Consider the following 23,664-nt stretch of genomic DNA (forward strand, 5'->3'; position numbering starts at 1 on the left):
CGTGGTAAAGGTAGGTAAAACATTAACCCTGAAAGGGGCTTTAATAATAATTTATTATTGTGTGATTTGGCTTGCATTGGAGGTATGACTAAATGAACTCACAAAATAGTATGTATTATCGTAATGAATTTCAAAAATCAGAATTAGAAAATTTACCGATTGAAGACAGAAATGCAAATTGGTATTATGTTCATAATAGTAAAAGAATTGGCCCTGTTTCTGCAAAAGAAATTTATCAGCATGTTAAAAATGGCAGATTGGATTCAAACTCGTTAGTATGGCGCAAAGGTTTTAAAAATTGGACAAAATTATCTCTTACGGCATTTGCAACAATCACTAATAATGTACCACCGGTCTTAGGAAGTGAAGTCAATAATTCCTACGTTTGGTGGCTAGCTTTTATACCTATAGTTGGAATTGTAATTGAAAATGCATTATCTTTTATTTTAAATAAAAGTATAGATAGATTATGGCATATTACGTATATATTAAATTGTATTTTTGTTTCGGCTGATAAAAAAAGATTACAAGAAGCAGGGTATAACACTAATAAATTAGGTTCCTTTTGGTTTGTACCGATTTATTTATTTAAAAGAGCAAAGCTTTTGAATCAATCAAAATCTTATGCTATAATATGGTGCATTACATTTGCATTAATAACTTTTTCTCCATCTACGATATTAAGTAATAGCATACTAAATTTAGGATATGGTGATTCGATTCTGATTAATTCTGTTAAAAATAGTCATATAGATGGATATCCATTGAAAACTTTAGGTGAAGCAATTGACGGATATATAAAAGATGCAAAGTGGACATCTTTTGTAGACAGTGATAATAGTAAATACGTAAATGTAGAAGGAATAATTAACTATAATGGAAAGCCTGCAAAAATTTTGTTGCAATATAAAGTAAATACCCATAATAATACTTATAGTTTTAATGCTATGGAAATCGATGGTGAACCGCAAAGTGCATTATTATATTTGAATCTTATAAAAGAAATGTTTAATACAAATAGTGATATTACGGCTGCTCAAAACAACACAAATGATAATGCAGCGAATACTAATGTTGCAAATAACAATATTGATAATACGACTACTAATAAAGAAAATAGTGGAGATAATGTGGCAAATGGAGAACAGCAACCTTATGGTACTGATGAAATCTATTTTAAACCATATACTAATTCCAAATATGGATTTTATATAGAGTATCCAGATTATTTTAGCCAAAAAAATTTATCGGTTGATGGTAGTGGACTACAGTTTGTAACAGGTGATAATACAACTTTAAAAGTATATGGAGAAAATAATATATACCAAAAAGATTTAGAAACATATTACATCAATGATTTAAAGAATATAGGTGGAGAAATAAAATATAAAGCATTAGGTGATGACTGGTATGTAATATCTTGGGAAGATAGTAGTTTCATCCACTACAAAAAAAGCTTTATTGGCAATGGAAGTATTAACACTTTTATTTTTATATATCCGAAAGAACAAGCTGATTACTATAATAATTTTGTTGAATATATAGAAGATTCTTTTAAACCCGGCGATTTGAGCATGCCACATTAATGAGATTCAATAAAACAAGAAATTTTAGGCTTAATACACTGATATCTGTTGAGATAGGTTGATTGGTATTACTTGTTGATTTATTTTAGTGGATTTAAAGGGGCAATATGATGAGTGATTACTTAAATATAATCAGCTTAATTATCGAATTGTTTTCAAAAGAGAGATTTAGACATCCAAGAATATTTAATAGATTGATAGTTGGCATTATATTTATTTTTTTGCTCATTTATTTTTATGTATTTGGATGGATAACAAGTCAAAACAGAACTGTAATGATAATACTTTTTAGCCTTATATTTTTGTATGCTTTTATTGCTTATAAAGCGGTCAATGGTCCAATAGGGCTATCAAGAATGAAATTAAATGAAATAGAAAGTGTTATTGAACAAGGTTTGAGTTGGAATAGAGATGATTTATTTTCCAAGATGCCTATTTATTTTATTGATTTCACTGAAATATATAAATATAAAACACTACAAGCTAGATATTTTATTGAACGTAATGATTTTAAGAAAGCCTATGAAATATATAATAGTATAGATGAAAGAAAACTATTTAAAAATGAAATGAAAAAATTGTATCAAAATAAAGCATTCACTCTAATCTATTTAGGGAATATAAGCAAAGCAGATGAGCTATTAGAAACAGTAAAAGAAGAAAAAGACCCCATATACCTAATGTTAAAATCTATAATATTTGAAAATGCAGGTAATATTGATACTGCATCTAAATATTTGCAAAAAGCACTAAACAATATTCCAGGTGATGATAGTGAAATTAACATTAAATTTTTAGTTTATAATAACTTTGGACGTATAAGGCGTATAGAAGGAAATGATATAGATACAATTTATTATTATGGAAAAAGTGTAGAGTTAGCAAAGAAACAAAAGAATAAGCAACTTTTACATGTATCTTATCAAAATCTAATTCATTCATATTTATTACAAGGTGAATATGATAAGGTAAATGAGTATTTTGAAGAATATCAAGAATTTATTGATATTAATATATTAAATGACTTAATTGAGTTATATAATTTTATTATAGAATTGGATAGTCAGAAATTAGATTTTAATAGTTTAAGAAAAAATGTAGTAGATGGTTATTTTAAATTAAGGGATAAAATAGATGGTATAAAAAGACTTTGTTTTGATGTAAATGCCCTGAGGTTTATGTTTAATGCTAACATAGATCTTGATAATGTATTGGAAGAAATAAATAAGAATATTGAATGTTATTTTTCAATAAAAATGCCGGATAAATATTTTTGTTTTAAAGAAATTATACAAGTCTTAAAAGGAGTAATAAATTACAGTTATTATCAAAAATTTTATCCATTATACCAAAAGATTTTTATTTATATGAGGGATTTGGCTTTGTCAGATATAGAGAACTATATTGATAGTTTAAAAGATTATGAAGTTAATGAAAGATGTAAACTCGAAACAGAAAAAACGTTCTTGATAAAATATTATAATAAAACATATGATTTTAATAAGATATACAAAAATATGATAGATATAAAGGATATATATGGGAACAATGGGATGTTCATAGATATGATAGAAATGGATCTGAATATTGTGGATGAATGTTTTTATGCCTGTAGATATGTCGAAGAACATAATGAACCGCTTAATAAGATAATAGAACATTTAAAATTAGCTGAGGATAATGTGCCTAAAATAAAAAATCATCCTAAAGCAAATGAATTTAATCTTAGATTAGCTTACTACTTTTTAGGATTGGGGGACAAAATTAAAGCGAAATATTATTTTGATAAATTTGAAGTATCTGGTGTTGCCATTGCAAATTATGCATTCCCTAGTTTTGCAGCAAAATTTTATGTAGCGTAACCCGGAACCATTAATTTTACTGATGATTCCGGGTAAATTTATTTTAAAATTTTGTCATTTTTATATGGATTTTTTTGGATTATTGTGTTATAATTAGTATTGAAGGGGGAGCAATACTACTATGTATCTTAGAAAAGCTACAAATAAAAAAACTGGCCGTACATATTTATCTATTGTTCATAATTATTGGGATAAAAATACCAAAACTACAAGATCTGTAACTATTAAATCTCTTGGTTACCTTGATGAATTGGAAAAAAAGTATGAGAATCCTATTGAATTTTTTACTCGCGAAGCGAAAAAGTTAGAAGAAGAGAGATTATCTGAAAATGCTAATCTTACGTTTACCATTGCTAAAAATGAGTTGATACCTTCCAACTCTGTTAATCGTAAAAACTTTGGCTATGCTGCTTTTAGTAAAATTTATCACGAGCTTGAAATAGATAAATTTCTAAAAAACAGACAACGTCACTCAAAAGAAGAATTTGATGCTAATGCTATCATGAAACTTCTTGTATTCTCACGCTTATTGTATCCTGCTTCAAAGAAAAAGACTTATGAGAATAAAGATATATTCTTTGAGAAATTTGATTTTTCTTTGGATGATGTTTATAGATGTCTTACTTTTTTCAATAAGCATAGTGATGCTTTACAACTTTGGATTCATGAGCGCATTAAGTCTTTGTATGATCGTAATACAGATTTGGTTTACTATGATGTTACTAACTATTACTTTGAGATTGATGAGCAGGATGAATTGCGTAAAAAGGGAGTTTCTAAAGAGCACAGGCCGGATCCGATTGTACAGATGGGATTATTTATGGATACCAATGGCATCCCCATTACATATAAGCTTTTTCCTGGTAATGTACCTGATAAAACTACTTTGATTCCAGCTTTAAGTAGGATCCAACGAGAATATTCTTTAGGTAGAATAATTATTGTAGCAGATAGAGGATTAACTACTGGTGATAATATCTGGTATATTCTATCAGCTAAGAACGGCTATGTGTTAAGTTATTCTATTCGTAGTGCTGACAAAGATTTTCAGGATTATGTTCTTGATGAAAGCGGATATATTAATAAGGGCAATGGTTTCAAAATCAAATCAAGACTTTACCCTAGGGAAATTCAAGTAACTGCAACGAATGGCAAAAAAATAAAAAAGGTGGTAGATGAGAAACAAGTTATTTTTTATAGTCCTGAATATGCGGCAAAAGCCAGGATGGATCGTGCTGCTTCAATAGCTAAAGCAATGGACTTGATTAAAAATCCTGGGAAGTATAATAGATCTATATCATATGGTGCAGCTAAATATGTAAAGAATCTTGTTTTTGATGCCAATACAGGAGAAATATCCGAAAGTGTGCGTCAGCATTTGGATTTTAACGAAGAAAAATTACGTGAAGAAGAAAAATTTGATGGTTATTATGCTATAGTAACCAGTGAATACAAAGAGACACCTGAAAAAATAATTGACATGTATCGTGGACTTTGGAAGATAGAAGAATCTTTCAAAGTAACGAAAAGTGATTTTGAAAGTAGGCCTGTTTATTTGTCGCTAAAAGAGCATATTGATGCTCACTTTTTGATATGCTTTATAGCACTTGTAATTGTAAGGGTATTAGAATATAGACTGAAAGGCAAATATTCGGTAACAGAAATACTTGAAAGTCTTGGTAAGGCATGCTGCAGTTATATCAAAGAGAATTATTATTTATTTGATTTTTGTAACAATGTTCTTGAAGATACTGGTAAAGAGTTAAACATTGATTTTAGAAAAAAAACATGAGTCTTGGGGAAATAAAAAAATCTTTAGCACAGACAAAAAAGTTCTGATATCACCATGAATCTTTGACAAAAACAAAAAGCCCAGAAGCCTTTATTTTAAAGGACTTATGGGCATTTTTTATCCTTTTTTACTGCAAAAGTCAGGATAAAAAATCATCCTAAAGCAAATGAATTTAATCTTAGATTAGCTTACTACTTTTTAGGATTGGGGGACAAAATTAAAGCGAAATATTATTTTGATAAATTTGAAGTATCTGGTGTTGCCATTGCAAATTATGCATTTTGGTTACAAGGATATTACAATATTCTAAAATTAAATTTATAATGGTAATGTATATTGCATTGGGAAGATGAAGAAACCTATTTAGGAGTATTGAAAACAGCAATAGAAAAAGCAAAAGCAGGCAACAATCTTGTCACAATAGGTATAAAGCGGCAGCATCCAGAGACAGGATACGGATATATAAACTTTAAAAAGATAACACATGAAATAATAAACAACAATCCTGTACATAAAGTAGAAAGATTCGTAGAAAAGCCGGATTATGATACAGCAGTGAAATATGTCGAGAGTGGAGACTATCTATGGAATAGCGGCATGTTCATATGGAAGACATCAACAATACTAAATGCGATAAAAGAATATATGCCACAATTATACAGTGCATTAAATGTCATAAGAGAACACTTTGATTCAGATGAGATAGAAAAAATCTTATATGAGGAATATTCAAAACTTGAAAGCATATCGATAGATTACGGCATAATGGAAAAAGCCAAGAATGTGTATGTAGTACCAGGAGACTTCGGTTGGGATGATGTAGGAAGCTGGACATCAATAGAGAGATTGTACGAAAAAGACGACAACGGCAACGTCATAAAAGGCAATGTAGTAAGCGTAGACACAAAGAAATGCATCATAACAGGAAGCGATAAACTCATCGCTACACTAGGCATAGAAGATGTAATAATCGTAGACACAGAAGATGCACTTTTAATATGCTCAAAAGATAAGGCGCAGAATGTGAAAGAAGTATTGAAGGAGCTTAGAGAGAAAAAGAGTGAGTATTTATAAAGGCCAAAATTATTCGATTAATCTTTCCCTTTCATAAGTTCATAGGTATATGAATACATTATATGGGAAATAATTATTATAAGGCACTATAGACTTAGAAAGGGAAGTATGATAACATGGTGGTTAAGGAACAATTATGTTTTGTTATAGAAGAAGGTGAAAATATGTTCAATTTAGAATTTTATATTACAGATTATGGATATACTGATTATAATGGAAATAAGTTTATTCCTGGATCAACTTTGAAAGGAATGTTGCGTAGTTATTTACTTAATTATGAACAACGCAGTATTAATGATGATATTAAAGACTTTTTTAATTGGCTATTGGATAATTTAAATAACGATATAAAAGCGATAAAAGAAAATAATTATGTATGGTTGTATGAAGAATATTGCAAAACCAAGAAGTCGCTGAAAGATAAGAAAGATAAAGTTAGTAACTATTTCTATCTAAATTTTTTAGATTATGATTCAATACAAAGATTGAAAAAGATATTTTTGAATTATAAAGAGGAATATGAAATATTTAAAAATTATAAAAAAGATATTGTATTCTATAATGATTTATTGGGATGGTACAAAGACATACCTGATGATGTAATTATGTTTATTGAGAATTTGTATAAAAAACAATTTGAAAATTATATTGATACATATATAACTGAGAGCAAACAAATGAAGATGTTAAATTGTGATGATAGTGAAGGCAGCTATGCTGCATAAGGGTGAACAAAATGGAAGATAATTATAAAGAAATGATAAAAAATATAGAATTGGTTAATATTTACTTATCTAAATTAAATTGTATAAGAACGAGTGATCATAAGAAATTACTACAGGGAATAAATGTTAATTTTAATCATAATTTTGAATTAGATGAATTACGAGGAGATAATTTCGATTGTAAAGCAAGTTTTAATGTAAAGGGAGTTAAAGAGGATATAGAAATATTAGAGATAAATGCCGAGTTCATAGCTACTTATCATTTAGAGAATGCTTCAAATATTGATAAAGAATTGATAGATAAATTTGTGAAAATAAATTTACCTTTAAATGTTTGGCCATATGGTCGTGAACTGATTTCTTCTATGACTGTTAGAATGGGGTTACCACCATTAATTTTAAGTACATATAAAATAGTTTAGGTGAAATTATGGGGTATAAAATTATAAATAGAAAGATAGATTACCAGGCAGATCATATAATTAAAAAGCTTGGTGATTTTTTATTATCAGATAAAAAATTCCTAAATATATTTACAAAAATTATAATTGATGAAAAACGTAATTTAACCGAAAAACACATAAAAAAATTAATTCAAAGATATGTAGATGCAATGGTTATTAGTGAATATGATAGTGAAATTTTTTTGAAATTGTGTAATGACTTTCTATGCTATGATATAAGAGGTAATTTATTAGAATATATAGTTCAAAAATTAGGGCCTTTTAAATTAGAAGGGGGAAATTATGATTATACGTGTAGAACTGTAATTTTCTATAATGAGAAAAAAATAAGTAACTTTGATTTTGATATAGTATTTTTTAATAAAGATTTTGTTGAACATATAACCAAAGAATATATCTGTATTGATAAAAGTGATGGAGAGTTTATTGAATGTAAGACAGATATTAAAACATTTATAAGTGAAGAAATTTCAGAAAGAAGTCGGAAAAAGTTAGATTTTATAAAAGAAGTATATAATTGTTTTAAACAAAATTCTTGCAGCTTTTTTTATATTATCACATTTAGAAGAGAGATTGCTATTTTTAAAAATATTTTGGGAAGAAATAATTATGGATTTATAAATATAATTGGCGGTAGGGAATTATATGATAAAATTTCGATTTAACAAATGTCTGAATCAAAAATTTCTACAGAAATCAATTTGAAAAAATATAACTGATAAGAAAAGATAAAGAGAATAATAGTAGTGGGGTGAGATTTTTGATTTTTAAAACAATTGTACTTTTTCTAATAAAATCAATCCCGGATTTTAATGATGTTTTTTGCATTGGTATTGTAGTTATTGCTTTTATTACTTACCTTTGGACTCATAGGAAACCTAAACGATATGTTAAACTTATTGATTCATATATAGAAAAAATTCAAAATACATCAGATAAAAATATGTTGCTAGAAGAACTTATTGAATTGACAGATGAAACGATAGAAAAAGAAAAAAATGACAAAGATATAACTGAGTTGCTTAAAAAGTTTAAAAGTATGTGCTATAGTGGCAATATAAAAAATGCTATAGACGTTTTTGATTATGCTGCATTGGTTGAGATCCCAGGGATGAGAAAAGTATTTGACATGATGCCGGGTGTATTTACAGGCCTTGGTATTTTAGGTACTTTTGTTGGACTTGTTTTAGGTTTAAGTGGTTTAAATTTTTCAGGCACTACTCAGGCAATGGAGCAAGGAATAAATCATTTAATATCAGGAATGTATCTTGCTTTTCTTACATCAATTGCTGGTCTTATTTCTTCATTGCTTTGGTCTTTTATTGATAGGTGGCGACTCAATAACTATAGAAAAAAAATAGACATACTTCATTCTTTGTATAAAAATATTTTTGATGAGAAGGGGATAGATTATTATCTTAAGGAAATAAGGGACATTCAAGAGGAACAAAAGACATACATGCAAAAATTTGTATCAGACTTATCTCTTGAGATCAGCAATGTATTTTCAAATATACTGGAGCAAAGAATATTTCCTGAGTTTGCTAATATCGTAAATCAATATGTCACATCTAAAATTGTGGAATCTTTTGATAACTCAATTGGTGAGATTAAACAATCCAACGAAATATCTAAACAAATGATTGAAAAATTTGCTAATCTAGCGTATGAAAACCAGTTGGAAGGGGTTAATAAGATTATCGATAAGTTTATTGAAGGTATGGATACGTCACTAAAAGGAAAATTTACGGATCTTGCTGAGTCAATTGACGAGATGATAAAGTGGCAGCAAATGGTTAAAGAAGGCATGAATGAACTCATGGAAAAATTGTCAAATAATATACTGAATTTACAAGATGTTAATAAGGCTATTGAAAACGCAATTACAAATTTCTCTGATTATTTCGATAAAGTAAATGCAGCTAATGAACATCTTGTTGAAAACATATCGAAGTTAGAATCGGTCTCTTTGAATGTAAATATGCTTGTTGAAGATATGTTAAAAATGATGAATGAAATTAACCAGCAAAAGGATTTATTATTAAAAGACAAAACAGAACATGTTCAAATTGTATCTAATTATATATCGGAGATTAATGAAAAGTTTGAGTTACTGCAGACGAGTTATGCCAATATAAGTAAGAATATCGATATTTTAAACAACAGCCTTAAACAATCAATGGACGAGTTTGCTAATAAGACGCATGAAGGGCTTAAACGAAGTCTATCTCTATTCGATGAAGAGCTTGCCAATATAATAAGTTATCTAAATTCAACATTGAGTGAAATTAAAGAATCTGTGGATGAATTGCCGAAGGTTATTATGGAATTTAAGAGGACTTTGAGAAATGAAGACAAGGAGATGAATGCAATTGAAGGATGAAGATAATGTACATGATTATTGGCAGTCTTATTCGGACTTGATGGCAGCGCTACTTTTAATGTTTGCACTTTTAATTGTTATTATGATTTATAAATATGCTAGTATTGCTGTCGAGCTAAATGCACAAAAGGCAAAAGTTGATGAAATAATTGGTGTTAGGGCTCGTATCATAAATCAGCTTTTAAATGAATTTAAAAATTCAGATCTTTCTCTTAGCATAGATCCTCAAACTGGTGCCATAAGTTTTAGCGAGGGAATATTTTTTGATAATGATAAATATGATTTGAAAGACGAAGGCAAAAGATATCTAAATGAATTTTTTCCTAAGTACATATCAATACTTATGGATCCGAAATTTAAAAAATACATTTCACAGATAATTGTAGAAGGACATACTGATGATACAGGTGACTATGTGTACAATCTAGAGCTTTCTCAGAAAAGGGCTTTTGAAGTTGTTAGATATATATTGCAATCTGATATAAAAGGTATCGATCCCAATATGAAATTGGATTTGATGCCGTATATAACAGCCAATGGTCGTTCATACAGCCAATTGATTATTGAAAATGGAAAAGTAAATAGAGAAAAATCCAGAAGGGTAGAATTTAAATTTCGCTTAAAAGAAGAAGAAATGATAATGGAGATGCAAAAAGTCCTAGGGAAGGGTTCTACAAAGTGAGTAAATATGATTTTTTTTATACACCTTATAAATTGATAGAAATCAAAAATTCTATAGTATCCAGCAATGTTAACAAAGTGGTATCTTTTAAGAAATATAATGATGCAGAAGAAAGGCTTTTATTGTTACAAAAAATAGATAAGACGCCGTATAATGATATACGAGATATGGCTTTTTCTCTTAATAATCGTGAATTGTATATTTTGATTAATTATTTTGCTGGCGATGATTTTAATATTGATCCTGATAAAGTTTATGAAATTATAAGGTTGAGGTTTAAAAAGAAATTTGCAAATATCCTCTGGGAACTGTATCAGAATAATTATTTTAAAAAAACATATGTACATTATTTTACAAAGTTTTGCAATGAATTTAAAGAAGCTTTTATAGAACTTTTTCGAAATGAAAAGATATTACAATTTATTAATGAAATAGTAGTTAGAGACGATGTAATTAAATTTGTTTGTGTTAATATAAGTAAAACAAGACTTGATTTAGATAAATTTTTTAATACATTTAAAATTAGTGAAAAGTTAAGACTTGGATTGGATATAAAAAAATATTTTTATTTATATTGCGATAAAGAATCTTATATAAGGAGTAATCCAGAGGTTATTCTGGATATAATAAAATCTTATAATCAAAAAGAATTATTGATGTTTGTTGAAAACTACGTGATAAATGTCTTCTTTTCTGAACTTGACTCAAAAATAATGAAATATATATTGGAATATAATAAAATGCCTGAAAATAGAGAAATAGATTTTTTCTGGAAAGATGTTTCTGAACCAGTATGGAATAGATGTAGAAAATGGTATTTAGATAATTTGATGAAAGAACACTTTGATGGCCCCAGATATAATTTTTGGTCACAATATATTGATTATATTAAGGATTTTAATGTGGTTAGAAGGAATAAGCGTAATCAAGCAATCTATTTTATATATTTTAATAAATTTGTAGTAGTTGAATTTGATCCTATTGGTGCCGCGTATATATATAAACTAGATATTTTTAAGCAAAGGTTTAGACCATTTGCAAATGCGAATAGTTCAAAAAATGACAATTTTTTTAAAGATGAAAGCATTGCAATAGCTAGGATAATACACAAAGGAAATTGGGAATTAAGAGCTTATAACACTGTATCGATGCTGTTAAAGGGTGGTTTAGATTGATAAATATATCTAATTCGTTAACTGATGAAGGCATCAAAATTGTTTGTAATGTTCAACAGAGAAAAAATATATTTGAAATAAAAATACCGCTTTTTTTAAATCCAGTAGAATACTTTAAAAACATTTCAACTAAAGAATTGGAAAAATTAAATGTACTTGAAGACTTATGGCAGCAAGGTATTTTACAGGATAAAGATAACTCATACATTATACCTTATGAATTTTTATACAATATTGATGAAGAAAAGAGGCGTATACTTAGTCTTCCCATTGAAGATAATGCTATTAAAGTTCATATAAAGGCGAGAGGAATTTTTGGGAGTAATGATTTTAAGTTGATACCAGAGGTATACATAAAAGATGAGAAGATGGGGCCTTTGGATAGAAGGATTAATAATATAATATTACACAAAGGCTGTATGTATTTAATACCATTAAATCTCTATAGCCTTTTACAAGAAATAGACGCGTATAATCCGACTGATGATCCTATTTCCCAAGCAAAGATAGTTGCAAAGGTTAAATATAAAGCTAAGACAGCTAATGTGACTTTTGATAGATTTTTAGAAAGCGAAGAAGTTTATTATTCTGAAAAATTGGATGTAGATATAATCAAGCATGATGATGATCACCTTCAGATTGTACCTGTTTTAGGGGATGAAATTGATAGCCTATTAAAGGACAGTAAAGACAAGGTGTTAAAACAGTACAATACTCTATACGGTGATGGTATAAAAAGGAAAAGAATTTTTTTCGAAGATGAGGTTCTTAAGAATTATAATAAAATCGTTAATCGAGGACATCTTAGAGGATCTGAGATTCCTAAGTTTCTGACTGATCCATATTCAATTTTGCCTGAAGATATAGATTTGTCTAATTTCAGCAAGCGAGTGAAGGAATTAGGTCTTAAGGTATACAGGGCTAATCCGTACATAAATATAAAAAAGGATAAAGATTCCGGATGGTTTGATTTTGAAGTGGGAGGAATCATACATGAAGATGTAGGCTCTTTTGATGAAGATGTTGATAATGTACAGGAGTATGGATTAACAGGTGATGATAAGATAGATGCTCTTGAATACAGTCAGTTGGTCCAAAAGGCAATTGAAACTGGAGAAGATTATGTAAATTATAAGGGCAAGTGGATAAAGATTGATATAGAGCAGGCAAATAAGTTTTTAAATATAGCTAATAATGAATCATTTTCAAAGGTGCAAAAAATAGATATTACCAGATTGCCTTATGTCTTAAAAATATACGAAAATTTAGATGATCTGGAATACAACGAGACTGCATTAAATTTAAAAAAACAATTTATAGGTGATTTTAGCACAAGAGATTTTACATATCCTATGTATTTGAAGAATTGTCATCTGTATGAACATCAAAAAGAAGGATTTTTATGGTTTAAGGGCTTATACGAAAATCACCTTGGCGGGTTGCTTGCTGATGATATGGGCTTAGGCAAAACTTTACAAGTAATTAGTTTTTTATGTTATCTAAAAGAATGTAATGAACTAAAACCTACATTAATCATAGCTCCATATACTTTGTTAAATGTTTGGGAAAACGAGATACGAAAGTTTTCTGCAATTACTTCTATATATAGGCATTCTGGCTATCAAAGATATAAAACACCTGAGATACTTAAGAATTATGAAATTATATTGACGACTTATGAGACGCTTGTCAGAGATCAGCTGTTGTTGGGGCAAATAGATTGGAAGGCTATTGTTTGCGATGAAGCCCAAAGAATAAAAAACAGCACAACTTTGACTACTTCAGCTGTCAAAGCCTTAAAGGCCAAAATCAAAATAGCCATGACTGGCACTCCAGTAGAAAATAACCTTGGTGAGCTATGGTGTATAATGGATTATGTTCAACCTGGCCTTTTATCAAGTTACCATGATTTCAGAAGAACATATCAGATACCTATAGAGGATGCTATAGGCAATAAAAATGAAGAATATTTAGCAATAAAAAACAAGCTATTAAATAGGATAAGACCTGTGTACCTAAGGAGAATAAAAGATGGTATTTTATCACTTCCTGCTAAGAATGAGATTTTTCCTGAAGTAGAACTTACGACTTTTCAGGAGAAACTATATTGTCAGTTGATAGAAAATTATAAAAATAACGAAAAAAAGGAATCGCCCCTTGGTGTCCTGCAAAAGTTAATGGAATTGTGTGCACATCCACGCCTTATACAAGATGACGGAGATGGGGATACCTATAAGTTTATAAATGAGTCTGGAAAACTTCAACGCCTAATAGAGATTATAAATGAAATAAAACTAAAGGGCGAAAAAGCGGTAATATTTACCCATTATATAAAAATGCAGACGATATTGAGAAAAGTTATCATGGATGTTTTCGGAATAAATTGCCTTGTAATAAATGGTAACATCAAAGGCGATAGGATGAGCGTTATTGATAAGTTCAGAAAATCTCCGGGATTTAATATTATTATACTTTCTACAAGAGCTGCTGGCGTAGGCATTACTATAACAGAGGCTAACAATGTTATTCATTATACGAGAGATTGGAATCCAGCTGTTGAAAAACAGGCGACAGATAGAGTTTACCGAATAGGCCAGACTCGTGAGGTAAACATATATTACCCTATATGTACAAGCAGCAGAGGAAAAACAGTAGAAGAACGTTTAAATGAGGTGTTGCAAAAAAAGATTCAACTTCTTAATGAAGTGATTATACCATCGAGATACCTGAATATAGAAGAAGAAAATTACGATTATCTGTTGCAAGATTTTTCCGCTTGGTCTATGTAACTTGTTTTGACAAAAAACTTTGAGGTGAGAATTTTACAAATACACATTTAAGGTCAAATATATGTTTCCAATGTCAAAATATAAAAATAATTAAAGCAAAAGCAAATGAGATAGATTTAAAGAGTAAGGGAGTGATATAGTGAATATAGATATTGATGAAATATTAAGTCCTAAGATTAAAAAACATTGTTTACCTTTGTATTTGGAAGGCCATTATGATTGTGCATCACATAAGGCGATGGTTTTGGTTGAATTAGCATTAAAAGAAAAAGCAAGAATTACCGGTGATGATAGTAAAAAATTATATGGAATAACATTGATAAAAGAATTATTTTCTGAAAACAAAGGAGGAAAGCAGAAAAAAACTATACCTTTAAAATTAAGAGTCCCGTTAGGGGATGAACAGCAAGAAAATGCTAAACGTATGTTTAGTGGTGTATTTGCATATTACAGAAATTATTGTGCACACGATGGAAGAAAAATAACAAGAGAAATATGCTTGAGAATTATGATAATTGCAAGTGAATTATTAGATTTGATTGATGCTTCATCACTTAGTTATGAAGATATTGGCGGTATAGATGGAATACTTAAATTTGGTGACTTTGAAAATAGATTAGTTTTATACAATTTACTAAAATTTCTCGAAAATACTTGGGTATTAGATAGTGACATTAATTCATTTTATGAAGACTTATATGAAAATGGTTTTACAGATTCACAATTTAAACTATTGACTGAACTTGATTTAGTCCGTTATGTAATTAATGATAATAATTATGATTTTGATACAGGTGATTTTATTGGAATAGGAAATTTTGAGTTAACTGATTCTGGTAAAAAAGTTTTAAGAAATATAGAAATTATTGAAAAGTTAAATCAAAATAAACACAAGAATATAAGTGGATGATTCTGTATGATGAGCAAAGTTCGGATGTTAATTATGAATTATGAAAGGCTTGATATATCATAATGATTTAGTGAAATAAAACGATATAATAGTGAGGAATACCATTATGAAAAAATATTTTAGAGATCCAATATATAATTTTATTATAATTAGCGAAAATTGGATCTTAGATTTGATAAATAGTAAAGAGTTTCAAAGATTAAAACAGGTAAAGCAACTTGGAACATCAGAGGTTACATATTACGGTGCCAATCATACTAGATTTTCGCATTCTATAGGTACTATGTATCTAATGGATAAAGCGCTAGCACAATTAAAAAATGTAATCAATATAGATGAAGAGACGAGGAAAATAGGATTAGCTGCGGCTTTATTACATGATATTGGTCATGGACCATTTTCTCATGTATTTGAGAAAGTAATGAGTACGAATCATGAACAATGGACGATTGACATTATACTTGGTGATACTGAGGTAAATAGGATATTAAGAGCCGTTAATATTGATTTTCCTCAAAAGGTTGCTGAAGTAATTAAAAAAGAGTATGAGCATAAATTTGTTAGTTATTTGTTATCAAGCCAATTGGATGTAGATAGAATGGATTATTTATTGCGGGATAGTTATTATGTAGGTGTAAAGTATGGGCTATTTGATGTAGATATGATTATAAAATCTATGTTAGTGTGTGATGACAATATAGTTATAGATTATAAGGGATTGTATGCAGTAGAGCAATATGTACTTGCTAGACATTATATGTATTGGCAGGTATACTACCATAAAACTACAAGAGGATATGAATTGTTGCTGCAAAATATTTTAAAAAGAGCAAAATACTTATATGAGCAAAATTTACTGGATATTAAAATAGATTTATTGATTCCCGTTTTTAAAAATGAGAAAATAAATGTAGAAGAATATATACAATTGAACGATAGTGTTATTTTATATGCGATATTATCATGGAAAAATTCACGAGATAAGATATTAAGAGATTTATGCTGTAAATATTTGTATAGAGATTTATATAAGGCCTATGAAATTGAACAATCTTTTCCTTTCAGTCTGGATGCAATAAAAGAAATACTAAAAAATCAAAATATGGATGCTGATTATTATCTTGCACTTGATAGACCTAGTAATGTGATATATGATTATTATGTTGAAGGTGAGGAAGGAGAAAAGCCACCTATATTAATTAATAGTATGGGCAAAAATAAATCTATTACTAGATTTTCTGAATCAATAAAAGCTATATCAGGCAGCCAAAAGATTAAATATTATCTGTATTTTCCGAGATATAATTATGAGGGCGTAAATATAAGTGATGATATAATTAAATATTTGGAGGAGTTAAAAAATGAGTGATACATTGAATGAATATGCTAATATTATTGAGCTGTTAAATATCGCCGGAGAAATTGATGGACGTAAAAAGATTCAAAAAATAGTTTATATACTAAAAAGCTTAGGAGCAAATTTTGTGGAGAATTTTTATTTTCATTATTATGGTCCATATTCGGATACTTTGACAATTGAGTTGGAAGAGCTTAAGACGATGAATATAATTGAGGAAGAGAAAAATGATAGTGGGTTATTTCCAAAGTATAGATATAAATTAAAAAAAGAAATAGATATACAACATAATCTTGACAAATATAAGGATTTAATTGAAGAACTAAATAATCAAAAATCCAGATTTTTGGAATTGGTTTCAACAATTATATATTTTGAACATGAAGGATATCCAAGAGATAAAATTGTTAATAAGATAAAAATCGTAAAATCTGACAAAAATTATACTGATGAGGAGATAGATTCAGCGTTCAATTTTTTGAAAGTAATACATGACGAATATGGATTTGATGATGAACGAATCAAATGAATTTATAAAAGAATATCTACTCAACGTGGTTTTAAAACACTAAAATTATAAAGACAAATTTTATACGTGTTAACTTTTTAAAATTTATGTGACAAGAATATTGAGTGTATATACTTTAATGGAGTGATTAGAAGAGATGATGGAAGATATTATTAATTATTATAAATATGATTTAGGAATGTATAATTTGATATTGAGATATTACAAAGGTTGGATTTATTATTATATTTCATATATTATTGTATCTCTTATTGTTTTATCATCTTTAATTATGAAAAATTATATCATTGTTATACTTATGATTGTTGTTCTTGCTATTATATTTCACTTAATAAATTATAATATAAAAAAAGTACTTTTAGAAAAATACAATATTGTATCTAAAAGTTACTTATGGGACTTAAACGAGTTTAACAAGCTAAGGAAAAACATGTTAAAAAATTACTTAAAAAATTATGGTATATTAACTTCAGATTACAAAAAAATTAAGTTTATTATTAGTTACTTATATAAAGAAAGTAAAAATAGAAGATTTAAAGGCTATGTCACACCAGGATTATTATTAACATTATCACTACCAGCATGGGCAGAAGTTTTAAAGTGGATATTTAAAAATTTAAATACGTTTTATGATGTCATAAGTATTTTCGCTATAATATTATTTGTGTTAGCAATATTTACATTTATTGTTTATGGGTTTAAAACGATAATTATAGATGATTTTTTAAATAGGGAAAGTAAAAGGTTATTAGATTTAGCTAATTTTATACAAGAAATTGTAATTTTCGATATTTAAATATAAAGTATACTATAAATTAAAGAAGTTGTTAATTATATAAAGAAACTATACAAAAAAGATTACTATGGCAATGTCATAAAAGGAAATACTATAAGACAAGCGGTGTAATGTCAAGTAGTATTTTTTGGAATCTTGAAAAATAAAGACCTTAAAAACTATAAAATCAGTATACTATTTTGCGTGTATCCTTACGCAATTAGCTGCTTCTACAAGATAGTACCTTAAATACTGATTACCACATTTAGCTAAAGAGGTATCTTCAGCACTAAAGTTGCCAGATTGATATTTATTCCAAACGAGGCGTGCAAATTTGGCTACAGCACATTCGTTTTTAAACCGGTCAACATCGCCAATCTCAGCCACAAGGCCTGCGGCTAGTACATTACCGAAACCTGGAATAGTAGTCAGAGTTTGGCGAAAGCCATTAAGCTGTTTAGAGATTTCTTTGTCAAGTTTTTTAAGCTGAGACTCAAGAAATCTGATATTTTCAAGAGTCAGGGTCAAAGTCATGCTAACAGTATCGCACATGTCAGGATTAAGACGATATGCCCTATTAGCAGCAGATTTAAGTGTCTTAGCAATTTCTTCGGGATTTTTTAATCTATTGTTGCCATGGCTCAAGACGAAATTCGCAAGTTCCTCTACAGGCATAACAGCGAACTCATCAGGAGTAAAAGAATCAAAAACAGAAGTAGATGCTGAGTCAAAGACGTCGCTAAAAGGACAATCTTCCTTGTATGAAGAGAACTTGAGATATTAAGGTTCAAAGCTCTGCTCTTTTCACTGGATATAGTTTGTACCAGATGGTATCTAAAACGAGTAAGGCGCTGTAGCGCAGCATACCTAAAGTCAGGCATAGGAGTAGGGTTTACCCTACCGAATCTGACACAATCAGCAATGATTCTGGCATCAAAATCGTCAGTTTTAGGTAAATAGGTATAAGCCTTTTTAAAACCCTTGACGACACCTGGATTCATAACAAAGAATTTAGGGTTAAAAGGTGCCAGGTCAGGAGAAGAAGCCAGGTGAAGATGGAGGTGCCATGCATAATGAGAAGTGGCTTCCATACCAATTTTGACACAGGAAGCATTAATAGCGTTAGCATGAGAAATCACATCAGAGATGATAGAATCAGCACCTGTGATATCATTAGAAACCGAAAAAGGCTTCTTAATGAGGTTATTGCCATCTTGATCAATAAAGAAAACAGAATTAGATTGACTGCTAACGTCTCTACCGACGAATAAAGTACTGGGCACGTAAATTCCTCCTTTCATTAAAAAATTGAGACCAGTACCAGGTTAATCCCTGACAGATTACCGATAAACAGTTTCGCGATATCAGAACTATGTCAATACCCATAGGATACATCGTATGGATGCTGAAACATTCTGAAAGATATAACATGGACAGCAAGCGAGTCAGAACTAAACGAGTAATCCAAGGGGTGCAGTCTTAGGCGAGAAGTACCCTAAAGTAGAGTCTTCAGGGGATTTTCAGAGCGACCCTGAAACCAAATCCTAAAAATAGTTTAACAGAGACAACCTGAAGAAGAAAGAGGGAATTCGTGTACTACAAATGCAAAATGCAGCGATCCAGCATACATCGCATGGAAAATTATATGTTTGGCGGATGTGTAGTCAAGCCTAAAATGAACTCACTGCGTTCGGGCTTGACAACCCATCTTCCCAAACATAGATAATAGCTAAGCGATGTTATACATAATATCAAGTGGCACTTGATGGATTTAATTATGGCGAATTTAGTAAAACAATATTTAATTATCAAGGTTCAATTAAATTTTGTAATCTTTTTAAAGATCGATCTTTTTGATTGATTACAAATCATATTATACGAGGGAAGAAAGAGAAATGGAAAGTTAAATATAGGTAACTCATTCAGTACTTTATTACTGAATTGTTACAACTATATCTTACAAGGGAGTAAAATTGGAAATGGAGAATAGTAGAGAATCTGAAAATATAGAAAAACTTCTCGCAGATTTAGATACTATATCAGATAAACATTCAGAAGCAATGCTTTTTGATAAGATTAGCAAATTTATACAAGCAGAATTTGAACAAAAACCGCCAAATATCCTACTCTGGGAACAAGCGGCTTTTGCCTTCATTGAAAATTATCCTGATGATAAATCAGGATGGGGCACTTACTTTGGTCCAATGTACACTTGGACAAACAAAGAAGAAGGAGAAATGGTTAAATATCCCAACATATCCCAAATAACTCCCGAAATCATATCTTACTGGGAATGGAGAGTCAGGGAATCGAAACACCCCATTCTAAAAGCGAGATACTCTGATTTAGTATGGGATTTTTCAGAAAAAATAATCGGAAGAAATCCACATTATTCATTTGCTCAAATTTGTATCGACAGTGTAATAGAAATTGCCGACAAGGATTTGCATAAATACGAAACTAATGTGATACAAAAATTAAAGCGCGCTTTATCTCTTGCTTTAACAATTAATGACAAAGACCGAATCGAGAAATTAAAAGATGCAATAATTAACTATGAAAAGAAAATAGCGGAAGATGATAAACCGGGACTGTGGGGATTTTCTTATGAATTACTGGTAAAAGATAAAAAGATTTCATTGAGTAAGACTGAAGAAAATGAAATCATCACAACTTTAAAGCAGAGATTTAAAAATCTGTTAAAAAGAGAAAATATATGGGCGGCTCAAATGGCAACTGAATTGTTGGTTGATTATTACAAAAGAAAAGGGGAGACAGAGAAAGTAAAAAACATTCTGCTTAGTCTTGGCAATATGATTGAGAATAAAGCAGAACAGGCTTCAGCTCTTGTTGGCATTGCATGGTTAGAGGGTTTGTATCATCTTTATTTACAGCACGGATTAAAAAGTGAAGCTGTTAAACTATCAGTTAAAATTATAGAGGTGGTGGAGAAGGGGACTTCTGAACTCAAGAAAATAGAAACGTCAATAGAGATTCCTAAAAAAGAGCTTGACGAGTTTCTTAATAAACTGACCGAAGGAGATATAGAAACGGTTTTAGGAAGAATTGCTCTACATTACATCCCAAGGAAAAATGATATTGTAAAACAATTAAAAAACCTTTCTCAAAGTGCTCCACTTTCTTTTCTTTTTGCTCGTAAAATACAGGACCATAGAGGGCGTGTGATTGCTAGTGTTGGTCCTTTGGAAGAAGATCTGGATGGAAATATAATATATCAGATCTCCCAAAACATGAGTTTTTCTGCTTTTTTCTTAAGGGATACGATAAAAATTTTAATAAATAAATTTAGTTTGAATACAGAATCTATCGTTAGCTATTTACTTGCATCTCCTATTTTTGAGAAGATAAGAAAAGACTTTCTTGTTAAGGGAATAAAAGCTTATTTAGCTGATGATTTCCTTGTTGCTATGCATATTTTGATACCGCAAATTGAAGCTTCAATTAGAAAATTAGCAGAGAAGATAGGAGCACCTATATTAAAACCATCTCGTTCAGGAGGATTTAATTATAAGAATTTAGATGATTTGTTGACTGATAAAAATATAATCAGTGTCCTGGGAGAAGACATGTGTCTTTATCTGAGAGTCTTGTTTTCTGATCCTCGGGGATGGAACTTACGAAATAATGTATGTCATGGTATAAGTCCTATAGAAACTTTTAATCAAATGGCTGCTGACAGAGTTTTTCATGTTTTATTATGTTTGGCCTTAGTGAGAGAGGAGAAGGATAGATGAACTTGACTTGAATTTGCAAAAGTTGAAAAAAAGAGAAAATGACATGGTGTTTAAATATACCACAGACAAAGGAGATATTGCTGTACATATAAACTTTCAATCATGGCCAAAAGGAAAAATGTAAAGGGGAGAAAATGTTAGCCCGTTTTGTAGAACAGGATAAAGAAATAAAAAAGCTTTTTTATAATAAAATCAAAGGAAAAGAAGAAAGAGAGAAACAAAAACATTTATATAAGATTAGTGAAGGTTTTCTGGGCTGGTTATTAGAACCTATTGCAGATATCGCTTATACATGGAGGCGCATTTCTGAAAAAGAACAGGGAAGTAGCGGAGAAAATTCAGTTGATTGGGCATTACATTTATGGCTTCCAGGCGATGCAGTTATTGTAAATGACCTTGTTTTAGAGGTAGAGCCTGATGAGCTTATACAAGTCGATCACCTTTAGATATAAACAAGTATAAGAAAGAAGAATTATTAGAATTAGAAAACTTAATAGCTTCTGTGTTTTTATTAGAACAAAAAGGTGCTATAGAAAGTAGTGCCTTTATTTATTATGTAATATTTGTTGACAAATACAAATATATCGAATTTTTCTTGATATTTGTTGGATTTTAGGAAATGAAATGGTAAAATAAAATCGATGACTGATACAGTAATCGTTAAAAGGAGGAACAATTTTGTGAAGCGGGGCAAATCAAAAACAGTTGGCTATATTTTAGCGCTCTTTTTTGGTGGTTTAGGAGCTCACCTTTTTTATTATGGTAAATATTTAAGGGGCATTCTTTACTTAGCATTTAGTTGGACAGGTATTCCTATATTATTGGGATGGATAGACATGTTTTTTATTCATAAATGGCATCAGCGATATCTCGAATGCCAAGAAAATTCTTCAAAATTTTTGCAGGAAAAGCCACTTCAATCAATTACTCCACGAGTGGAGAAAACTAGACCTGAGAAAGTCGAATCTGAAAAATCAGTTCTATCATATAGAGAAAACGAAATGATGTTTTACAGGGAAGAAGAAATTATTTTGCCAGAATATGCACATCTCAAGACACCTTCGTGCATCAAAGAAGAAATTCAGCAAATTAAAAAATCATTTAAGTCTAAAGATTTAAACAGACCGGTTATCGAAATATCTTTTCATACTCATGAGACTTATTTCATGGAAGATTCGATTAAATATGCTAATCAAATGGGTGTTAAAACTGAATTTGTTCCTTTGCAGGTTTATTGGACGACTTTTCGAGATCTCGATGAAAAACAAAAGAAATGGTATTTTTATTGGAGACATCAGACGTTAAAAGGGAATTATTTGGATACAGATTTAAGCTATGTGATTTTATTTGCTTATGAATTGATCAATTATACTTTTAATCAAAATGCAGCATTTAATGTCAGTATGTTGGTTCGTTTACAACAGGCATATAAAGAAAGAATTCCCAACTTGGATAGATATCTTTCAGAGTGGATTAGAGATATGTTAATTGAGTTAAATGAAATTGAGCTGGCTCGTAAATGGGGATTAGGAGCTGAACCTTATTATCAGACGAATTTTTATCAAATATTTAAAGACCACGAAAAAGATATTAGCCAAATACCTATTAAAGAATGGCAAAAAGTTATTAGAGGATATTCAGAAACCAATTTTTTTAAAATGAACAAACAAAAGGTTTATATTACGAGTGATTTCGGAAACTAATTTCCAGTAGCATACAATGACATAAATTAGATATTAGATACAAAAAATAACAATGATTTTGCGATAAAAATAAGAAAAGAGGAAAGAAAATGTAAAATAATGC

Annotated in this window: 18 protein-coding genes and 2 pseudogenes; 18 read left to right on the top strand and 2 right to left on the bottom strand. The window is 29.6% G+C overall.

Annotation, left to right across the window (positions count from 1 at the left end; translation table 11 throughout):
- Positions 1–92 precede the first annotated feature (92 nt).
- From J2Z80_RS00960 to J2Z80_RS01030, 15 genes and pseudogenes are all read left to right on the top strand, one after another.
- Positions 93–1,586, top strand: coding sequence for a DUF4339 domain-containing protein (locus J2Z80_RS00960; protein ID WP_209452680.1), 1,494 nt, complete (start codon positions 93–95; stop codon positions 1,584–1,586).
- Between the two features lie 110 nt (positions 1,587–1,696).
- Complete coding sequence (locus tag J2Z80_RS00965; RefSeq protein WP_209452681.1) at positions 1,697–3,448, top strand: hypothetical protein; 1,752 nt, start codon at positions 1,697–1,699, stop codon at positions 3,446–3,448.
- 121 nt (positions 3,449–3,569) lie between these two features.
- Complete coding sequence (locus tag J2Z80_RS00970; protein WP_209452682.1) at positions 3,570–5,240, top strand: IS1634 family transposase; 1,671 nt, start codon at positions 3,570–3,572, stop codon at positions 5,238–5,240.
- 345 nt (positions 5,241–5,585) lie between these two features.
- Positions 5,586–6,314: pseudogene (locus J2Z80_RS00975) on the top strand (mannose-1-phosphate guanylyltransferase); the annotation flags it as partial.
- Between the two features lie 164 nt (positions 6,315–6,478).
- Positions 6,479–7,039, top strand: coding sequence for an RAMP superfamily CRISPR-associated protein (locus J2Z80_RS00980; RefSeq protein ID WP_245301064.1), 561 nt, complete (start codon positions 6,479–6,481; stop codon positions 7,037–7,039).
- A gap of 11 nt (positions 7,040–7,050) precedes the next feature.
- Positions 7,051–7,461, top strand: coding sequence for a protein-export chaperone SecB (locus tag J2Z80_RS00985; RefSeq protein WP_209452684.1), 411 nt, complete (start codon positions 7,051–7,053; stop codon positions 7,459–7,461).
- Positions 7,462–7,469: 8 nt separating this feature from the next.
- Positions 7,470–8,168: a hypothetical protein gene (locus J2Z80_RS00990; RefSeq protein ID WP_209452685.1), complete on the top strand. Its 699-nt coding sequence runs from the start codon at positions 7,470–7,472 to the stop codon at positions 8,166–8,168.
- 86 nt (positions 8,169–8,254) lie between these two features.
- Positions 8,255–9,886, top strand: a complete 1,632-nt coding sequence (locus J2Z80_RS00995; protein WP_349292561.1) for a MotA/TolQ/ExbB proton channel family protein — start codon at positions 8,255–8,257, stop codon at positions 9,884–9,886.
- The gene (locus J2Z80_RS01000) at positions 9,870–10,568 is read left to right on the top strand and encodes an OmpA family protein (protein WP_245301065.1); all 699 of its coding nucleotides are present in this window, start codon (positions 9,870–9,872) and stop codon (positions 10,566–10,568) included. Before J2Z80_RS00995 ends, J2Z80_RS01000 begins: the two co-directional genes overlap by 17 nt.
- Positions 10,565–11,743: a hypothetical protein gene (locus J2Z80_RS01005; protein ID WP_209452688.1), complete on the top strand. Its 1,179-nt coding sequence runs from the start codon at positions 10,565–10,567 to the stop codon at positions 11,741–11,743. Before J2Z80_RS01000 ends, J2Z80_RS01005 begins: the two co-directional genes overlap by 4 nt.
- Positions 11,740–14,532 (top strand): DEAD/DEAH box helicase, encoded by a 2,793-nt coding sequence (locus tag J2Z80_RS01010; RefSeq protein WP_209452689.1) that lies wholly within the window; start codon positions 11,740–11,742, stop codon positions 14,530–14,532. The genes J2Z80_RS01005 and J2Z80_RS01010 overlap by 4 nt, the downstream gene beginning before the upstream one ends.
- Positions 14,533–14,671: 139 nt before the next feature.
- The gene (locus J2Z80_RS01015; protein WP_209452690.1) at positions 14,672–15,442 is read left to right on the top strand and encodes a TIGR02391 family protein; all 771 of its coding nucleotides are present in this window, start codon (positions 14,672–14,674) and stop codon (positions 15,440–15,442) included.
- Positions 15,443–15,548: 106 nt separating this feature from the next.
- On the top strand, positions 15,549–16,811 hold the full coding sequence (locus J2Z80_RS01020) for an HD domain-containing protein (RefSeq protein WP_209452691.1): 1,263 nt from the start codon (positions 15,549–15,551) through the stop codon (positions 16,809–16,811).
- Complete coding sequence (locus J2Z80_RS01025) at positions 16,804–17,328, top strand: YwgA family protein (protein WP_209452692.1); 525 nt, start codon at positions 16,804–16,806, stop codon at positions 17,326–17,328. The genes J2Z80_RS01020 and J2Z80_RS01025 overlap by 8 nt, the downstream gene beginning before the upstream one ends.
- A 139-nt stretch (positions 17,329–17,467) precedes the next feature.
- Positions 17,468–18,124 carry a hypothetical protein gene (locus J2Z80_RS01030; RefSeq protein WP_209452693.1) on the top strand — a complete coding sequence of 219 codons (657 nt, stop codon included), beginning with the start codon at positions 17,468–17,470 and terminating at the stop codon, positions 18,122–18,124.
- Positions 18,125–18,298: 174 nt separating this feature from the next.
- On the opposite strand, the gene J2Z80_RS01035 is transcribed toward J2Z80_RS01030, so the two are convergent.
- Both J2Z80_RS01035 and J2Z80_RS01040 read right to left on the bottom strand, forming a co-directional pair.
- Positions 18,299–18,778: a transposase gene (locus J2Z80_RS01035; protein ID WP_209452694.1), complete on the bottom strand. Its 480-nt coding sequence runs from the start codon at positions 18,776–18,778 to the stop codon at positions 18,299–18,301.
- Positions 18,769–19,386 (bottom strand): IS110 family transposase, encoded by a 618-nt coding sequence (locus J2Z80_RS01040; protein WP_209452695.1) that lies wholly within the window; start codon positions 19,384–19,386, stop codon positions 18,769–18,771. The genes J2Z80_RS01035 and J2Z80_RS01040 overlap by 10 nt, the downstream gene beginning before the upstream one ends.
- Before the next feature lie 696 nt (positions 19,387–20,082).
- On the opposite strand from J2Z80_RS01040, the gene J2Z80_RS01045 reads away from it, so the two are divergent.
- The 3 genes and pseudogenes from J2Z80_RS01045 to J2Z80_RS01055 all read left to right on the top strand — a co-directional run bounded on the left by J2Z80_RS01045 (position 20,083) and on the right by J2Z80_RS01055 (position 23,561).
- On the top strand, positions 20,083–21,858 hold the full coding sequence (locus J2Z80_RS01045; protein ID WP_209452696.1) for a DUF4209 domain-containing protein: 1,776 nt from the start codon (positions 20,083–20,085) through the stop codon (positions 21,856–21,858).
- A gap of 134 nt (positions 21,859–21,992) precedes the next feature.
- Positions 21,993–22,301, top strand: a pseudogene (locus J2Z80_RS01050) (nuclease-related domain-containing protein); the annotation flags it as partial.
- A gap of 237 nt (positions 22,302–22,538) precedes the next feature.
- Entirely contained in the window at positions 22,539–23,561 is a 1,023-nt protein-coding gene (locus J2Z80_RS01055; protein WP_349292562.1) for a TerB N-terminal domain-containing protein, read from the top strand.
- Positions 23,562–23,664: the final 103 nt, after the last annotated feature.

It is taken from the genome of Thermoanaerobacterium butyriciformans, assembly GCF_017874545.1.
GTDB lineage: Bacteria > Bacillota > Thermoanaerobacteria > Thermoanaerobacterales > Thermoanaerobacteraceae > Thermoanaerobacterium > Thermoanaerobacterium butyriciformans.